Genomic DNA, 15,053 nt, shown 5'->3' on the forward strand with positions numbered 1-15,053 from the left:
CGCGGTTTGCCCTATCGTACGACCGGATCGGCCTGCATCGTTCGTGCCGCTCAGCAGAGCCCGGCGGCGCGCAGCACGTCGTGGGCGCGGATGATGTCGCGCAGCCGCTCCTCGAACGAGCGGTCGCCGCCATTGGCATCGGGGTGGAAGCGCTTCACCAGCGCCTTGTACTGCGCCTTAATGGCGGGCCCGTCGGCCCCCTCTTCAAGGCCCATCACGTCGAGGGCGCGGCGCACCGTGGCGGTGCGGCGGGGTTTTTCCGGCTCCGGCTGGCGGGCGCGGCGGCGTCCCTCGACGCCGGCGCCGCGCAGGATGCCGAGCGGATCGACATAGGCCCAGTCCCGGGTCGGCTCCTCGGCCGGCTTGCCCTGGCCGGCGGGGTTCACCCCCATGGCCCAGGTCGGGCGGTGCCCGATGATCGCATCCTTCTGATAAGCCTGGACGGCGGCATCGTTCATGCCGTCGAAGTAATTGTAGCTCGCATTGTAGGCGCGCACGTGATCGATGCAGAACCGCCAGTACTGGCCCTCCGCCTTACGCCCCTTCGGGGCTCGGTGCAGGCCCGGCTGCGTGCAGCCCTGAGCCTCGCACGTGCCGTCGGCCGCGGGCTTCGGCTCGTCGCAGGACGGTTTTCTGATCCGGATGCTGTCGAACAGGCGCGAGTTGAGATCCATGACGGGCCGATTATGAGGGGGCAAACCGGAGACACAAGGGCACCGGGCCTGATGACGCATGCGCGGGATCGGGCTTGACGGATGCCGGCGAATTAGAGGTGAGGGCGCGATGGCTGACGGGATCGGTGAGGACGGCACCCTGCGGGGCTGGATGGAGGCGAAACTGCGCGCGGAACTCGCGCCGGCTCACCTCGACGTGATCGACGAATCGCACCTGCATGCGGGCCATTCCGGGGCGCGGCCGGGAGGCGAGACCCATTACCGGCTCGACATCGTCGCGTCGGCCTTCGAGGGCAAGAGCCGCGTGGAGCGGCACCGCCTGGTCAACGCCCTGCTGGACGACGCCTTCAAGCGCGGCCTGCACGCCCTGGCCTTGCGCGCCCGGACCCCGGCCGAGGCCGCCTGAAGCCGGCAACGGATTGGCAACGGATTAGGACGTGAGGATATGGCGATCGTGGCTCCGGTTCGCACCCCCGAAACCGTCGGCTCCGCCCCGGAACGGGTGTTCCGGCGCACCCGCGAACGGCCCGGATCGACCGCAGGCCGGAGGTCGCCATGGCCCTGCGGGTGAACGCGCGGATCGTCATCGAGGACGACGAGATCGAGCTGTCGTTCATGCGCGCCTCGGGGGCGGGCGGGCAGAACGTCAACAAGGTCGAGACCGCGGTCCAGCTGCGCTGGTCGATCCTCGCCTCGCCCTCGGTCGATGAGCGGGTCAAGGCGAACCTGTACAAGCTCGCTGGCCGGCGCCTGACCAAGGACGGCGTCCTGGTCCTGTCCGGGCAGCGGCACCGGACCCAGGAGCGCAACCGGGCCGACGTGCTGCAGCGGCTGGTCGACCTCGTGACCGAGGCGGCCAAGCCGCCGCCGCCGATCCGCCGCGCGACCAAGCCCACCAAGGGCTCGAAAGAGCGGCGCATCGGCGCCAAGAAGAGCCGCGCCGTGATCAAGCAGGGCCGGGGCAGCTACCGGGATTCCGAGGGCTGATCTGGGTTTGGCGCGTCGCTCGCCCAAAGACCCATGATCTCACAGAGCCATCGCCGCACGCTCGCTTGACGTGGAGCGCACTCCAACACGTAAACCGCATCGGCGCAGTGAGTCTCGCCCGATGAAGATCAGCGACTTTTCAATCCGAAGCGGCCTCAGCACCGATACGCTCCGCTATTACGAGCGGATCGGCTTGCTGCCCCGAACCGCGCGCGATGGCGGCGGCCGGCGCAGTTACGGTGCGGATGATCTCGCCTGGGCGCGCTTCCTGAGCAAGCTCCAGGCGATGGACATGCCGATCCGCGAACGGCTCGAATACAGCCGCCTGCGATCCAGGGGCGACGCCACTCTCGGCGCGCGTCGCGCGATGCTTGAGGCGCACCGGGCCGCCCTCGTCGCGCGCCGGGACGAACTGCGCGGGCTCATCGCGGCCCTCGACGCGAAGATCGCCCATTACCACGACCGAGAAGTCCAAACCCAAGAAACTCAAACCGGAGACAGCCTATGATGGTCGATCGACGCACCGTGATGGCCGGCGCGGCAGCACTTCCGCTCGCGGATGGATCCAGCGCTCCTGAAGGCTCGCTGCCGCAGGACCGCTATGAGCGCGGTCTGGCCCAACTCCGGGCCATCAGCGGATCACAGGGTGCCGCCGTGGTCGAGAGCCTGCGCGACATCGCCCCCGATCTCGGCCGCTACATCGTCGAGTTCGCCTATGGCGACGTGTTCGCGCGTCCCGGGCTGGACGTGAAGACGCGCGAACTGATGACCGTCGCCGCGCTCACCGCAATGGGAACAGCCGCCCCGCAGCTGAAGGTCCACATGCGGGCCGCGTTGCGGGTCGGGGCCTCGCGGCAGGAGATCGTTGAGACCGTGATGCAGATGATCCCCTATGCCGGTTTTCCCGCGGCGCTCAATGCCATCGGCACCGCGCGCGATGCCTTCGCTGCCGAGTGAGCAGGCTGAGGCCGCTCAATGAATCGCGTCGATCACCTGCGCCTTCGGACTGGCGTCGGGGGCGGGGGCCGAGCCGGCGACTAAGGTGCTACCGGGCTTGGCGATGGTCAGCGCGATCGCGATCAGCGCCAGCAGTGCGGCGAGGCCGGCGGGGAACAGGAAGGCGGATTCGCCGTAGCGGATGTCGAGCAGGCCACCGAGCACGGCGCCGGTGCTGAGGCCGGCCCAGAGCGGCGCCTGGATCCAGAACGAGGGCGCCACCGTGCCGAGCAGCAGGTTCGCGCAGCCAGTGCCGAAGCGGACCACCGCGCCGGTGACGTAGGTCAGCGCCAGCGAGCGGCCGCCCTCGTCCTGCAAGGTCGCATTCTGGAGCCCCAGGGCCAGCACGATCGGGTAGGCGTGCAGCGGGTAGGCGAAGGTGCCCCAGGGCATCAGCAGGCCGCCAGCCAGCAGCAGCGCCTGGAGTGTCAGCAGGACGGCGAGACGCCAGCGCCCGACCCAGGCGGCGATCAGCGTGCCTAGGAAGGCGCCGAAGCAGAACAGGCTGATGGTACTGGCGACGCGGGTGACGTTCTCCCAATCGCCGTTCGACACCGCCACGCCGAAGCGCGTGGTGTTGCCCGACATGAACGACATGAACAGCTGCGAGAATTCCAGGAAGCCGATGGAATCGGCGCATCCCGCAAGGGTCGCCAGCGCGATGGCGAAAAAGATCCGCGTTCGGGGATCTGCTGGGAAGGAACGGTCCACGGGCAGGTCGGGCTTGCGCTCCTGTGCGCCGCCATCGTTCCTGCCGCCGAAATCCGCCATGCTGGTCCCCAGTTCCACTGCCGCGCTTGATGCGACCGACTGACAATGGACGAATAGCCGAGCGGTTTCATGCCGCGGTGCGCCGCAACACAACGACGCGGCCCGGCACCGGCTGGCCGTTCTCCCGCCGGACATCGGCCGGGTGCAGGGTTAGAATCTCCAGGCCGGCCGGGCTGGCTGAGTCGGCAATATGGGAATCCGCATGGGCGTAGCGCCCGTCTGCCCCCAGGGCCGCGCCGTCGCCGTCCTTGGATTGCACCGTGAAGGCCGCGATTCCGCCGGGTCGCAGGACGCGGGCGATCCCATCGAGTACGGGCGCAAGGTCCGCCACGTAGATCAGCACGTCCGCTGCGAGGCATAGATCGGCGGAGATCGAACCCTCCCCCGCCAAAAACGCCAACAGATCGCCCTCGGCCAGTCGGTCGTAGAGCGGCCGGCCGTCCTGCGTCTTGGCGCGAGCCAGGGCCAGCATCCCGGGGGAGAGATCGACCCCGGTGAGATGCCCGACCCGGTCGCGGATCGCCGCGCCCATCAAGCCGGTGCCGCAGCCGAGATCGAGCGCGACGTTGAACCGCCCCGGTTCGACGGGCAGGGCGTCCAGCACGAGTTGCGGGCCGACATAGCCGAGCCCGTCGACGAGATGGCGTTCGAAACGCGGGGCGTAGCCGTCGAAGAGCATTCGAATATAGGCCGGCGACAAGGCCGGCAGGCCGCCGCCTTCGCCGAGTCGGACGAGATGCGCCCGCACGCCGAGCGCATCGTCGGGATCGATGTCGAGGGCGCATGCATAGGCCCGCGTCGCGGCGGCCCGCAGAACCGGATCGTCGGTTTGCGCGGCCAGGCCTTCCCGGGCGCGGCCGAGCAGCAGCCAAGCCGGGGCGTAGCGGGGCGCGATCTCCAGGGCCTGCTCGGCGAGATCCGCGGCCCCGGAGAAGTCGTGGTCGGCGAGGCACGCCTCGGCGTAGCGATAGCGGCGGTCGGCGAGGAGGTCGCCGGAACTGTGTTGCGGGGCCATGCGTCTGCCGGGTCGGGGGCGCCTATATACCGGGGCCACCGGCGGACTCCACCCGCACCAAGGACCCGATGCCGACACGCGCGAGCGATCTCCTCACCCTGACCCGCGAGGGCCTCTATTGCCCGCTCGGGGGCTTCCACGTCGATCCGACCTGGCCGGTGGAGCGGGCGCTGATCACCCACGGCCATGCCGACCACGCCCGGGCCGGCCACGGCCACGTGCTGGCGACGCCCGAGACCCTGCGGATCATGGCGGTGCGCTACGGCGAGGAGTTCTGCCGCCAGCGCCAGGAGGCCCGGCTCGGCGAGGCTCTGCGCATCGGTGACGTCACGGTGCGCTACGCGCCCGCCGGCCACGTGCTCGGTTCCGCCCAGATCGCCATCGAGCGGGACGGCGTCCGCGTCGTGGTGTCGGGCGACTACAAGCGGGCGCCGGACCCGACCTGCCTGCCCTTCGAGGTCGTGCCCTGCGACGTGTTCATCACCGAGGCGACCTTCGGCTTGCCGGTCTTCACCCATCCGGACACGCGCGACGAGGTCCGCAAGCTCATGGCCTCGGTGGCCCTGTTTCCGGAGCGCGCCCACATCGTCGGCGCCTACGCGCTGGGCAAGGCGCAGCGGGTGATGGCGCTGCTGCGCGAGGAGGGCTGGGACCGGCCGATCCACCTGCACGGGGCGATGGAGAAGCTGACCGAGCTGTACAAGCGCGAGGGCATCCCCCTGGGCGATACCCCGAAGGTCGTGGCCGCCGACCGCAAGGACCTGCACGGCGCCATCGTCATCTGCCCGCCTTCGGCCATGCAGGACCTGTGGTCGCGCAAATTCCCCGATCCGGTGACATGTTTCGCCTCGGGCTGGATGCGGGTCCGCGCCCGCGCCCGCCAGAAGGGCGTCGAGCTGCCGCTGGTGATCTCCGACCATTCCGACTGGCCGGACCTGTGCCGCACGATCCGCGATACCGGGGCCGGCGAGGTCTGGGTGACGCACGGCCAGGAGGATGCCCTGGTCCATTGGTGCGGGACCCAAGGAATCAAGGCGAAGCCGCTCCACATGCTCGGCTATGGCGACGATGGCGAGGCGGAGCCGGCCCCGGCCGATGCTGCCGAGCCGGAGGTGGCGGCGTGAACGACTTCGCCCATCTCCTCGACCGCCTCGCCTACGAGCCGCGCCGCAACGCCAAGCTTCGGATGCTCCAGGACTTTTTCGCGCGCACCCCGGATCCGGAGCGCGGCTACGCGCTGGGCGCCATGACCGGCACGCTGAATTTCCGCGAGGCCAAGCCGGCCCTGATCCGCGGCCTGGTGGAGGAGCGCATCGACCCGGTGCTGTTCCGCCTGTCGCACAACTACGTCGGCGATCTCGCCGAGACCACGGCGCTGATCTGGCCCTCGACGCCTCTCCCTCCCCCCTCTGCGGGGGAGGGTACCCTGCGGAGCAGGGGGGGAGAGGGGCAGCGCGACGATTCCGACTATGAGGCCCGTCGCGACTTTTCCCGCACCGTCGCTCCCCTCTCCCGACCCGGCCTGACGGCCGGCTCACCCTCCCCCGCAGAGGGGGGAGGGGATGCGCGTGGGGGGATCGGCCACAACAACCCGCCCCCGCACGTCCCGACCCTCGCCGAGGTCGTCGAGACCTTGGCGACCATCCCGAAGCGGGAGCTGCCCCGCCATCTGGCCGAATGGCTCGACGCCCTCGACGAGACCGGGCGCTGGGCGCTCCTGAAGCTCGTCACCGGCAACCTGCGCGTCGGCGTCTCGGCGCGGCTCGCCAAGACCGCGGTCGGCGCCCTCGGCGGCCACGAGGCGGATGCGGTCGAGGAGGTCTGGCACGGTCTGACGCCCCCGTTCGAGACCCTGTTCGCCTGGGTCGAGGGCCGGGCCGAGCGGCCCGAGACCCTGAATCCGGCCCCGTTCCGGCCGCCGATGCTGTCCTATCCGATCGAGGAGGAGGCCGATCTCGAGAAGCTCGAGCCGGAGGCCTTTTCGGCCGAGTGGAAGTGGGACGGCATCCGCGTCCAGCTCGTCGGCGGTCGCGACCGGGCGGGCGCCCAGGTCGCCAAGGTCTATTCCCGCACCGGGGAGGACATCACCGGGGCGTTCCCAGATCTCGCCGAGGCGATCACCTTCACGGGGACGCTGGACGGCGAGCTGCTGATCCTGCGCGAGCGCCGGGTCCAGAGCTTCAACGTGCTGCAGCAGCGCCTGAACCGGAAGGCCGTGACCGGCAAGCTGCTGGAGGAATTCCCCGCCCATGTCCGGGCCTACGACCTCCTGACGCTCGACGGCGACGATCTGCGGGCTGAGCCGTTCGCGACCCGCCGCGAGCAGCTGGAAGCCCTGGTCACCCGCCTCGACCATGCCCGGATCGACATCTCCCCCGTGGTCCCGTTCGCGGATTGGGAGGCGCTCGCCGCCGCCCGGGCCGACCCGGCCTCCGTGGGTGCCGGGGAGGATGCGGACGCGATCGAGGGCGTGATGCTCAAGCGCCGCAACAGCCCCTACCTGCCGGGCCGCCCGAAGGGGCCTTGGTGGAAGTGGAAGCGCGAGCCCCATATCGTCGATGCGGTGATGATGTATGCGCAGCGCGGCCATGGGAAGCGCTCGTCGTTCTACTCGGACTACACGTTCGGGGTCTGGCGGGAGGCGCCGGAGGGCGGCGACGAGCTGGTGCCGGTGGGCAAGGCCTATCACGGCTTCACCGATGCCGAGCTCGCCAAGCTCGACCGCTACGTCCGCAACAACACCACCAAGCGGTTCGGGCCGGTGCGCGAGGTCACCCACGGGCACGAGGCCGGCCTGGTGCTGGAGATCGCTTTCGAGGGCGTGCAGCGCTCGACCCGGCACAAATCCGGCGTGGCGATGCGCTTCCCCCGGGTCAGCCGCATCCGCTGGGACAAGCCCGCCGCGGAGGCCGACCGGATCGACGTGCTGGAGCGGATCCTCGCCCGCGGCGAGCGCGAGATCGCTCCGGGGGCTACGCTGACGGAGACGGATGCATGAGGCAGGGTAAGTTCGGTTCGGTCGAGCCTCTGGCCGCTGGCGCGGTGGAGCGCCACGCGAGCGGCCGCCTGACCATCGCGACCCCGGGGCCGGGCTTCACGGACTTCACCAGGGCGGTGGCCGAGTTCGTGCGCGGCAGCGGCATCCGGGACGGGCTCGTTACGGTCTTTTGCCGGCACACTTCGGCCTCCCTGACCATCCAGGAGAATGCCGACCCGGACGTGCAGACCGACCTCATGACCGCGCTCGACGGCTTCGCCCCGCGCGGCGCCCTTTACGTCCACGGCGCCGAAGGGCCGGACGACATGCCGGCTCATATCCGCACGCTGGTGACGGATTCCGCCCTGAGCATCCCCCTGGTCGAAGGCAGGCTGGCCCTGGGCACCTGGCAGGGGATCTACCTGATCGAGCACCGCGACCGACCGCATCGGCGGGAGATTGTGGTGAGTGTCATCGGGGCCTGAGCCCGGAGATCCATGTTCGGTCCGTCCCGGCATCGGTCAGGGAGCAACATTCGCTGACACACCGCCGGTTAACCATGCTGCGCCTCTATGGGCCGGTATAGGATCGGTTTGGTGGGCCGGTCTCGGGAATGGAGACCCCGATGGGCCTTTACGACGCGCTCTCGAATGCGGTGGCCGGCGCCTCGGCGCAGTCCTTCGCGCTCAACAACATCTCCGGGAACATCGCCAACACCCAGACGGCGGGGTTCAAGACCACGGAGACCAGCTTCGCCGACATGCTGGCCCAGACCACGCCCAAGGCGCAGACGAGCGGCGGCGTCTCGACCAGCACCCGCGACACCCTCGGGATTCAGGGGATGATCCAGTCCACCGGGGTCTCGACCAACCTCGCCATCTCGGGCAACGGCTACTTCGTGGTCCGGTCGAACACCGGCACCCCCCAGAGCCCGACCTTCACGGGCGAGACCGCCTATACGCGGCGCGGCGATTTTTCCCCGGATTCAAGCGGCTACCTGGTCAACGGAGCGGGCTATTACCTGTTCGCCGGCCCCTCGGCGACGGCGCCGGTCCAGGTCCCCACCGGGGCGAACACCCTCGCGAGCCTCGCGGTCTCGCCCGCCGGCACCCTCACCGGCACGGCCGCGGATGGCAGCACGCAGCCGCTCGGCTCGCTGACGCTGGCGCAGTTCGGCGGCCAGGACAACCTGACCTTTCTCGACGGCGGCACCTACGTGGCCAACGGCCGGTCCGGGACGCCGAGCTTCGGGCTCGACGGCGCGACCATCGCGGCCGGGTCGGTGGAGCAGTCGAATGCCGGCATCTCGGACCAGTTCTCCAAGATGATCGAGACCCAGCAAGCCTACACGGCCAACACCAAGGTGATGAGCGCCGCAGACCAGATGCTGCAGGACGCCATCGCGATGGATGTGTGAGGCCTGACGGCGCGCCTCACAGGAACTTCAGCGGATCCGTCTCGGGCGGGGGCGGAGCCACGTCGTTGCGGTTCCACCAGCCGCCGCCCAGCGCCACGAACAGGGCCGCGCTGTCGGCGTATTGGGTGGCGCGGGCGCCTGCCGAGGTGACCAGCGCCGAGAGGTAGCCCTGCTGGGCGATCAGCACCTGCGTCGAGGTGACGGCGCCCGCCGTGTACTGCTTGCGGATCAGCCCGAGGCTCTGGTTGGTGGCGCTGACCGCGGCATCGGCGGCCGCCACCGCCTTGGCGTCGGCCTGGAGCGCCCGCAGGGCGTCGGCAACGTTCTGGAAGGCGGTGATCACCGTCGCCTTGTACTGGGCCTGCGCCTGGGTCAGCGTCTCCTCCGCCGCCCGCTGGCGCCGGAACAGGGTGCCGGCGTCGAAGATCGGCGCCGTCGCCTGGCCGATGATCGTGAAGAACGCCGCCCCAGGGTTGGTCACCTGCGCGAGCCGCACGGCGCTGGAGCCGCCTGTGGCGGTCAGGCTGAATTGCGGCAGGCGGTTCGCCACCGCGACGCCGACGCCGGCGCTCGCCTGCTGGACCAGGGCCTCGGCCGCCTTCACGTCGGGGCGCTGCTGCACGAGGCGCGAGGGCAGGCTCACCGGCAGCTTGGTCGGCAGGCGCAGGGCCGCGAGCTGGAAGGTCTCCGCGATCTCGTCGGAGGGAAGCCGGCCGGCCAGCGCCGTGAGCAGGTTGCGCTGCTGCGCCAGCTGCTTCTCCAGGGGCGGCAGCAATTGCTGCGACAGGGCCAGGGCGGCCTGCTGCTGGACCACGTCGGCCCCGGCGATCTGCCCGAGCGAGAGCTGCTTGTTGTAGAGCTGCAGCACCTCGGTCTGCGCCTGGATCACCTTGCGGGTGGCGTCGATCTGCGCCCGCAGGGCCGCCTCCTGGATGGCGGCGGCGACGACGTTGCCGGTGAGGCTGAGATAGGCCGCCTCCAGCTGGAAGCGCTGGTTCTCGGTGGTGGCCTCCAGCGATTCGATCTGGCGCCGGTTCCCGCCGAACACGTCGGGATTGTACGAGACCACGGCCTGCGGCGTGTAGAGGCTGTAGAGGTAGTTGGTCTGGTTGTTGAGCGGCGATTGCAGGTCGAGGCCCGGTGCCAGGATGCCCTGCGCCTGCGGGGTCGCGGTTAGGCTCGGGTAGAGCGTGCCCTTCTGGGCGAGCACATTCTGCTGCGCGATCCGCAGCGAGGCCTGCGCCGCCTCCAGGGTCGGGTTGTTGGCGAGCGCCTGCTCGACCAGCTGGTTCAGGGCCTTCGAGTGGAACAGGGTCCACCACTGGCCCGGAATGTCGGCCCCGGAGACGAAGCTCTGGTCCGCCGAGCCGCCCTGGCGGGTGCGGATGTTGTCGGCGGCCGAGGGGTTCTTCAGCGGCTCCTTGGTGTAGCGGCCGACCGGCGGCGCCTCGGGCGGCACGAAGTTCGGGCCGACCGCGCAGGCCGATAGGGACAGGGCTGCGGCCAGCACAGCGGCCGCACGACCGCACCGGTTCGGCGCCAACCCCACCATCATGCCCCCGAAACCCCTCCCTCGGTAGAGCGTCCGGGCGCACGGCCAAGTCAATCCGACGGTGGCGCGATCCCGCGCGCCGGACCGGCCCTGTGGTGTTCCGGTCACGTGTCGCCCCCCGGCTCGCGCCGCCCAGATCCGGCTCATGCCGCGGCCCGATGCTCCGTCCGCGCCCGCGCATTTGGGTTCGGGCGGCGCCGCGAGAACAGCGAGATCAGCACCGGCACCACCACCAGGATCAGGTTCGGAGCCAGGATGATGCCGCCCACCACCACCAGGGCCAGCGGCTTCTGCACCTGCGAGCCGATGCCCGTGGACACCGCCGCCGGCAGCAGGCCAACGCAGGCGGCCACGCAGGTCATCATCACCGGGCGCATCCGCACGATCGCGGCGTTCCACACCGCTTCCTGGCGCTGCCAGCCCTCGTCGAGGAGCTGGTTGTAGTAGGCGAGCAGGATCACGCCCTCCATGGTCGAGATGCCGAACAGGGCGATGAAGCCGATCGCCGCCGAGATCGAGAACGGCGTGCCGGTGAACGCCAGGGCGAAGATGCCGCCGATCATCGCCATCGGGATCACCGAGAGCGTCAGCAGCATGTCCGCCACCGACGAGAAGTTGATGAACAGCAGGAGTGCGATCAACAGCAGGGTGACCGGCACGACCAGGCTGAGCCGGGCTGCGGCCTCCTTGAGGTTGGTGAACTGCCCGACCCACTCCATCCGGTAGCCCGGCGGCAGGTCCACCGCCTCGGCGACCTTGCGCTGCGCCTCGATCACGGCGCTGCCGAGGTCGCGCCCGCGCACCGAGAACTTGACCGGGATGTAGCGCTCCTGGTCCTCGCGGTAGATGAACGAGGCGCCCGAGACGAGGTCCACGTCCGCGATCTCGGAGAGCGGCACCTGGATCACGCCGCCATTGGGGTTCTGGGCGCCCACCGCGATGTTGCGGATGCCGGCGAGCGACGAGCGGTATTCCTTGGCGAGCCGCACCCGCATGGAGAAGTGCCGGTCGGAGCCGTATTCGTAGAGGTCGCCCGCGGTCTGGCCGCCGATCGCCGCCTGGATCGTGGTGTTCACGTCGCCGATGGACAGGCCGTAGCGGGCGGCCTTGTGGCGGTCGACGTCGATCCGCACGGTCGGCTGGCCGAGGGATTCGAACACCGCCAGGTCGGTGATGCCGGGCACCGTCGCGAGCGTCGCCTTGACCGCGTTGGCGGTCTTGGTGAGCTGAGCGAGGTCGCTGCCGTAGATCTTGACCGAGTTCTCGCCCTTCACGCCCGAAGCAGCCTCCTGGACGTTGTCCTCGATATATTGCGAGAAGTTGAACTCGATCCCCGGGAACTCGCCCTCCAGCTTCTTGCTCAGGTCGCGGATCAGGGTGTCCTTGTCGAGCCCCCGGCGCCACTGGTCGATGGGCTTCAAGGGCGCCAGGATCTCGACGTTGAAGAACCCGGTGGCGTCGGTGCCGTCGTTGGGCCGGCCCTGGTGCGAGATCACCGTGACGACCTCCGGGACCTCCTGGAAGATCTTGCGCAGGCGCTGGACGTAGGCGTTGCCGGCCTCAAGCGAGATCGAGGACGGCATGGTGCCGCGCACGTAGAGGTTGCCCTCTTCGAGGCGCGGCAGGAATTCGAGGCCGAGGTTCCGGGCCGCCAGCCCGGAGACCAGCAGCACCGCCAGCATCACCGAGAGCGCCAGAACCCGGTTCTTCAGGCCGAAGGCCAGGATGCGCTCGTGTCCGGCGCGCAGGACCCGCACGATCAGGGTGTCGCGCTCCTCCAGCTTCCGGGGCAGGATCAGCGCCGACAGGGCCGGCGAGACCGTGAAGGTCGCGAGCAGGCCGCCGACCAGCGCGTAGGCGTAGGTCTTGGCCATCGGCCCGAAGATGTGGCCCTCGACGCCGCTCATCGTGAAGAGCGGCAGGAAGCCCAGGATGATGATGATGGCCGAGAAGAAGATCGCCCGGTTCACCTCGACGCCCGCGATGGCGATGGTGCCGAGCCGACCTTCGAGCCCCCCGGGTGCCTGCTGACCCTCGGTATGCTCGGGTTCGGCGAGGTGCCGGAACACGTTCTCGACCATGATCACCGTGGCATCGACGATCAGGCCGAAATCGATGGCGCCGAGCGACAGAAGGTTGGCTGAATCGCCCCGCACCACCAAGATCAGGATCGCGAAGCCGAGGGCGAACGGGATCGTGGCCGCCACGATGATCGCGCTGGTGAGCGAGCCGAGGAACAGCCACTGCACGATGAACACCAGCACTACCCCGAACACGAGGTTGTGCATCACCGTGTGGGTCGTGGTGTGGATCAGGCCCGAGCGGTCGTAGATCCGCTCGATCTTCACGTCGGGAGGCAGGATCGTCGAGTTGTTGATCTTGTCGATCTCGGCCTCGACGCGCTCCAGGGTCGGCAGGCTCTGGCCGCCGCGGCTCATGAGCACGATGCCCTCGACCACGTCGGGCTGGTCGTCGTGGCCGACGATGCCGAGACGCGGTGCGTTCGACACCCGCACCTCCGCCACGTCCCGCACCAGCACAGGCGTGCCGTTGACGAGGCTGATCATCGTGTCCCGGATGTCGTCCATGTCGCGGATCAGGCCGATGCCGCGCACCACCGCGGATTGCTGGCCGACATTCAGGGTCTGGCCGCCGACATTGATCGAGGCGTTGTTCAGCGCGGTGGTGAGCTGGACCAGGGTCAGGCCCTGGGCCTGCAGGCGGTTCAGGTCGACCGCGACCTCGTATTCCTTGGCCTTGCCGCCGAAGGCGGTCACGTCGGTGACCCCCGGGATCGCCTTGAACCGGCGCTGGAGCACCCAGTCCTGCAGGGTCTTCATGTCCATGGGCGAGTAGCCCGCCGGGCCGACCAGCTTGTAGCGCATGATCTCGCCCACCGGGCTCGTCGGCGAGATCTGCGGGGTGGCGCCGTTGGGCAGGCTCGGGGCCTGCGACAGGCGGTTGAGCACCCGCTGCAACGCCTGTTCGTACGTGTACTCGTAGTTGAACTGGACCTTCACGTCGGACAGGCCGAACAGCGAGATCGTCCGCACAACCTGCGCGTTGGGGATGCCGGCGAGCGCCACCTCCAGCGGAATGGTGATGTAGCGCTCGATCTCGTCGGCGGACTGTCCCGGATTCTGGGTGATCACGTCGACCAGCGGTGGCACCGGGTCGGGATAGGCCTCGATGTTGAGTTGCGTGTACGCGCCGTAGCCGATGCCGAGCATCACCACGAACAACAGCACCACCAGCACGCGCTGGCGCAGCGAGAAGACGATCAGGCTGTTCATCGCCCGGGATTCCCGCTCAGGACGCCTTGTCGCCGGTGGCCGCCCGGTCGATGAACAGGGCTCCCCGGGTCACGATCTGATCGCCCGCCTGCAGGCCCTCGACGACCTGGGCGTTGTCGCCGTTGATGACGCCGAGCTTGATGTCCCGCGCCTCCACGGCGCCGTCCTGGCGGGCGACCCAGACATGGGTGCGGTCGCCCTCGTACACGATCGCGGCCAGAGGCACGCTCGGGCTGGGCTCGCCCTTGCCGGTGATGATCGTGTAGGTGGCAAACATCTCCGGGCGCAGCACCCGGTCCGGGTTGTCGACCTCGCTGCGCACCGCGAGCCGGCGTGTGGCCGGGTCGAGGCTCGCGGCCATGTAGTTCACCCGGGCCTTGAACACCCGCGCGCCGAAGCCCGCCACCTTCGCCTCGACCTCCTGGCCGATACGGATCTTCGGGATCTCGCTCTCGCGGACGTTGGCGACGAGCCAGACCGTGGACAGGTCGCCGATCACGAAGACCGGATCGCTGGAAGCCGAGAGGAACTGCCCGGTGCCGACCTTGCGCTGGACGATCGTGCCGGCGATCGGTGCCCGGATCTGGGTCTCCGGGCTGAGGCGGCCGTTCTTCTCGTAGGCGGCGATCTCGGCGTCGGATTTGCCCAGCAGCCGCAGGCGGTTCTTCACCGCGTCGAGGGCGGCTTCGGCGGTCTTCAGGTCGCTCTGGGCGGCGATCACGTCGTTCTGCGCCGACTGGTAATCCTTCAGCGCCACGGCGTGGGCCTGGAACAACTCCTGCTGGCGCGCCGCGATGGTCTGGTCGAGCTTCAGCAGGGCCTGCTGCTTCTGGAGATTGTTCAGGGCCGCCTGGTAGTCGTTCTGCGCCTGGACCATGTCGGTGGCCTCCAGCGTCAGCAGCACGTCGCCGGCTTTCACGTCGTCGCCCGCCCGGGCCAGCACCTTGGTCACCCGGCCCGCATAGGGCGAGACCACCGGCACGTTGTCGTCGTCGTTAAGCGCGATCCGCCCCTCGGCGGCGCCCTCCGGCCGGAACACCTGGGTCGCCACCGGCAGGATCTCGAAGGCGGCACGCTGCTCCTTGGTCGGGCGAAAGACGCGCTCGACCGCGCCGGCCTTCTCGACCTCGATCCCCGCATCGGGATTGCCCGATCCGAACAGCGAGGCGACCACGCCGGAGGCGGCTTCGCGGGCACGGTCCGAGACCGCGAGCGCTACGCCACCCGCGGCCACGAGCAGCACGAGCACGATCAGCAGCCACGGCACGCGGCGCCCCCGCGCCGACCCGGCGCGGGCCTCATCCTGTTCCAGCGGATTGCGGGCGTCCATGCGAAAGATCTTTTGGGACCGGGCGAAGGAACCGGGATGGC

General features: G+C 69.5%; 14 protein-coding genes. 8 read left to right on the forward strand and 6 right to left on the reverse strand.

All coding sequences use genetic code 11. The features are described from left to right. Positions 1-50: 50 nt before the first annotated feature. Positions 51-674: a J domain-containing protein gene (locus tag BM228_RS00955; protein WP_092036303.1), complete on the reverse strand. Its 624-nt coding sequence runs from the start codon at positions 672-674 to the stop codon at positions 51-53. A gap of 109 nt (positions 675-783) precedes the next feature. Between BM228_RS00955 and BM228_RS00960 the strand changes: the two genes are divergently transcribed. The 4 genes from BM228_RS00960 to BM228_RS00975 all read left to right on the forward strand — a co-directional run bounded on the left by BM228_RS00960 (position 784) and on the right by BM228_RS00975 (position 2,618). After that, complete coding sequence (locus BM228_RS00960; protein ID WP_092036305.1) at positions 784-1,080, forward strand: BolA family protein; 297 nt, start codon at positions 784-786, stop codon at positions 1,078-1,080. A gap of 149 nt (positions 1,081-1,229) precedes the next feature. After that, entirely contained in the window at positions 1,230-1,661 is a 432-nt protein-coding gene (gene arfB, locus BM228_RS00965; RefSeq protein WP_092036307.1) for an alternative ribosome rescue aminoacyl-tRNA hydrolase ArfB, read from the forward strand. Between the two features lie 121 nt (positions 1,662-1,782). Then, the gene (locus BM228_RS00970; RefSeq protein ID WP_092036309.1) at positions 1,783-2,169 is read left to right on the forward strand and encodes a MerR family transcriptional regulator; all 387 of its coding nucleotides are present in this window, start codon (positions 1,783-1,785) and stop codon (positions 2,167-2,169) included. Between the two features lie 20 nt (positions 2,170-2,189). Further along, positions 2,190-2,618 carry a carboxymuconolactone decarboxylase family protein gene (locus BM228_RS00975; protein ID WP_092036730.1) on the forward strand — a complete coding sequence of 143 codons (429 nt, stop codon included), beginning with the start codon at positions 2,190-2,192 and terminating at the stop codon, positions 2,616-2,618. A 15-nt stretch (positions 2,619-2,633) separates the two neighbouring features. On the opposite strand, the gene BM228_RS00980 is transcribed toward BM228_RS00975, so the two are convergent. Both BM228_RS00980 and BM228_RS00985 read right to left on the reverse strand, forming a co-directional pair. After that, positions 2,634-3,428 carry a YoaK family protein gene (locus tag BM228_RS00980; RefSeq protein WP_092036311.1) on the reverse strand — a complete coding sequence of 265 codons (795 nt, stop codon included), beginning with the start codon at positions 3,426-3,428 and terminating at the stop codon, positions 2,634-2,636. A 67-nt stretch (positions 3,429-3,495) separates the two neighbouring features. Further along, positions 3,496-4,443 carry a class I SAM-dependent DNA methyltransferase gene (locus tag BM228_RS00985; RefSeq protein ID WP_092036313.1) on the reverse strand — a complete coding sequence of 316 codons (948 nt, stop codon included), beginning with the start codon at positions 4,441-4,443 and terminating at the stop codon, positions 3,496-3,498. A gap of 68 nt (positions 4,444-4,511) precedes the next feature. Between BM228_RS00985 and BM228_RS00990 the strand changes: the two genes are divergently transcribed. From BM228_RS00990 to BM228_RS01005, 4 genes are all read left to right on the forward strand, one after another. Continuing rightward, positions 4,512-5,567, forward strand: coding sequence for a ligase-associated DNA damage response exonuclease (locus BM228_RS00990; protein WP_092036315.1), 1,056 nt, complete (start codon positions 4,512-4,514; stop codon positions 5,565-5,567). After that, positions 5,564-7,441, forward strand: a complete 1,878-nt coding sequence (locus BM228_RS00995; RefSeq protein WP_092036317.1) for a cisplatin damage response ATP-dependent DNA ligase — start codon at positions 5,564-5,566, stop codon at positions 7,439-7,441. Before BM228_RS00990 ends, BM228_RS00995 begins: the two co-directional genes overlap by 4 nt. Beyond that, positions 7,438-7,905, forward strand: coding sequence for a secondary thiamine-phosphate synthase enzyme YjbQ (locus BM228_RS01000; protein WP_092036319.1), 468 nt, complete (start codon positions 7,438-7,440; stop codon positions 7,903-7,905). Before BM228_RS00995 ends, BM228_RS01000 begins: the two co-directional genes overlap by 4 nt. 140 nt (positions 7,906-8,045) lie before the next feature. Then, positions 8,046-8,837, forward strand: a complete 792-nt coding sequence (locus BM228_RS01005) for a flagellar hook basal-body protein (RefSeq protein WP_092036732.1) — start codon at positions 8,046-8,048, stop codon at positions 8,835-8,837. A gap of 16 nt (positions 8,838-8,853) precedes the next feature. Here BM228_RS01005 and BM228_RS01010 read toward each other — a convergent pair whose 3' ends face one another. The 3 genes from BM228_RS01010 to BM228_RS01020 form a co-directional block, all read right to left on the reverse strand. Continuing rightward, on the reverse strand, positions 8,854-10,392 hold the full coding sequence (locus BM228_RS01010; protein WP_244536979.1) for an efflux transporter outer membrane subunit: 1,539 nt from the start codon (positions 10,390-10,392) through the stop codon (positions 8,854-8,856). A gap of 140 nt (positions 10,393-10,532) precedes the next feature. After that, entirely contained in the window at positions 10,533-13,682 is a 3,150-nt protein-coding gene (locus tag BM228_RS01015; RefSeq protein WP_092036320.1) for an efflux RND transporter permease subunit, read from the reverse strand. A 16-nt stretch (positions 13,683-13,698) separates the two neighbouring features. Further along, positions 13,699-15,012: an efflux RND transporter periplasmic adaptor subunit gene (locus BM228_RS01020; protein ID WP_092036736.1), complete on the reverse strand. Its 1,314-nt coding sequence runs from the start codon at positions 15,010-15,012 to the stop codon at positions 13,699-13,701. Positions 15,013-15,053 lie beyond the last annotated feature (41 nt).

This window comes from Methylobacterium pseudosasicola, from assembly GCF_900114535.1.
In the GTDB taxonomy this organism is placed as follows: Bacteria; Pseudomonadota; Alphaproteobacteria; order Rhizobiales; family Beijerinckiaceae; genus Methylobacterium; species Methylobacterium pseudosasicola.

Excerpts from the sequence above, each read along its gene's own strand:
- BM228_RS00955 (WP_092036303.1), bottom strand. The coding sequence starts at position 674 with ATGGATCTCAACTCGCGCCTGTTCGACAGCATCCGGATCAGAAAACCG.
- BM228_RS00960 (WP_092036305.1), top strand. The coding sequence starts at position 784 with ATGGCTGACGGGATCGGTGAGGACGGCACCCTGCGGGGCTGGATGGAG.
- arfB (WP_092036307.1), top strand. The coding sequence starts at position 1,230 with ATGGCCCTGCGGGTGAACGCGCGGATCGTCATCGAGGACGACGAGATC.
- BM228_RS00970 (WP_092036309.1), top strand. The coding sequence starts at position 1,783 with ATGAAGATCAGCGACTTTTCAATCCGAAGCGGCCTCAGCACCGATACG.
- BM228_RS00975 (WP_092036730.1), top strand. The coding sequence starts at position 2,190 with ATGGCCGGCGCGGCAGCACTTCCGCTCGCGGATGGATCCAGCGCTCCT.
- BM228_RS00980 (WP_092036311.1), bottom strand. The coding sequence starts at position 3,428 with ATGGCGGATTTCGGCGGCAGGAACGATGGCGGCGCACAGGAGCGCAAG.
- BM228_RS00985 (WP_092036313.1), bottom strand. The coding sequence starts at position 4,443 with ATGGCCCCGCAACACAGTTCCGGCGACCTCCTCGCCGACCGCCGCTAT.
- BM228_RS00990 (WP_092036315.1), top strand. The coding sequence starts at position 4,512 with ATGCCGACACGCGCGAGCGATCTCCTCACCCTGACCCGCGAGGGCCTC.
- BM228_RS01000 (WP_092036319.1), top strand. The coding sequence starts at position 7,438 with ATGAGGCAGGGTAAGTTCGGTTCGGTCGAGCCTCTGGCCGCTGGCGCG.
- BM228_RS01005 (WP_092036732.1), top strand. The coding sequence starts at position 8,046 with ATGGGCCTTTACGACGCGCTCTCGAATGCGGTGGCCGGCGCCTCGGCG.
- BM228_RS01010 (WP_244536979.1), bottom strand. The coding sequence starts at position 10,392 with ATGATGGTGGGGTTGGCGCCGAACCGGTGCGGTCGTGCGGCCGCTGTG.
- BM228_RS01015 (WP_092036320.1), bottom strand. The coding sequence starts at position 13,682 with ATGAACAGCCTGATCGTCTTCTCGCTGCGCCAGCGCGTGCTGGTGGTG.
- BM228_RS01020 (WP_092036736.1), bottom strand. The coding sequence starts at position 15,012 with ATGGACGCCCGCAATCCGCTGGAACAGGATGAGGCCCGCGCCGGGTCG.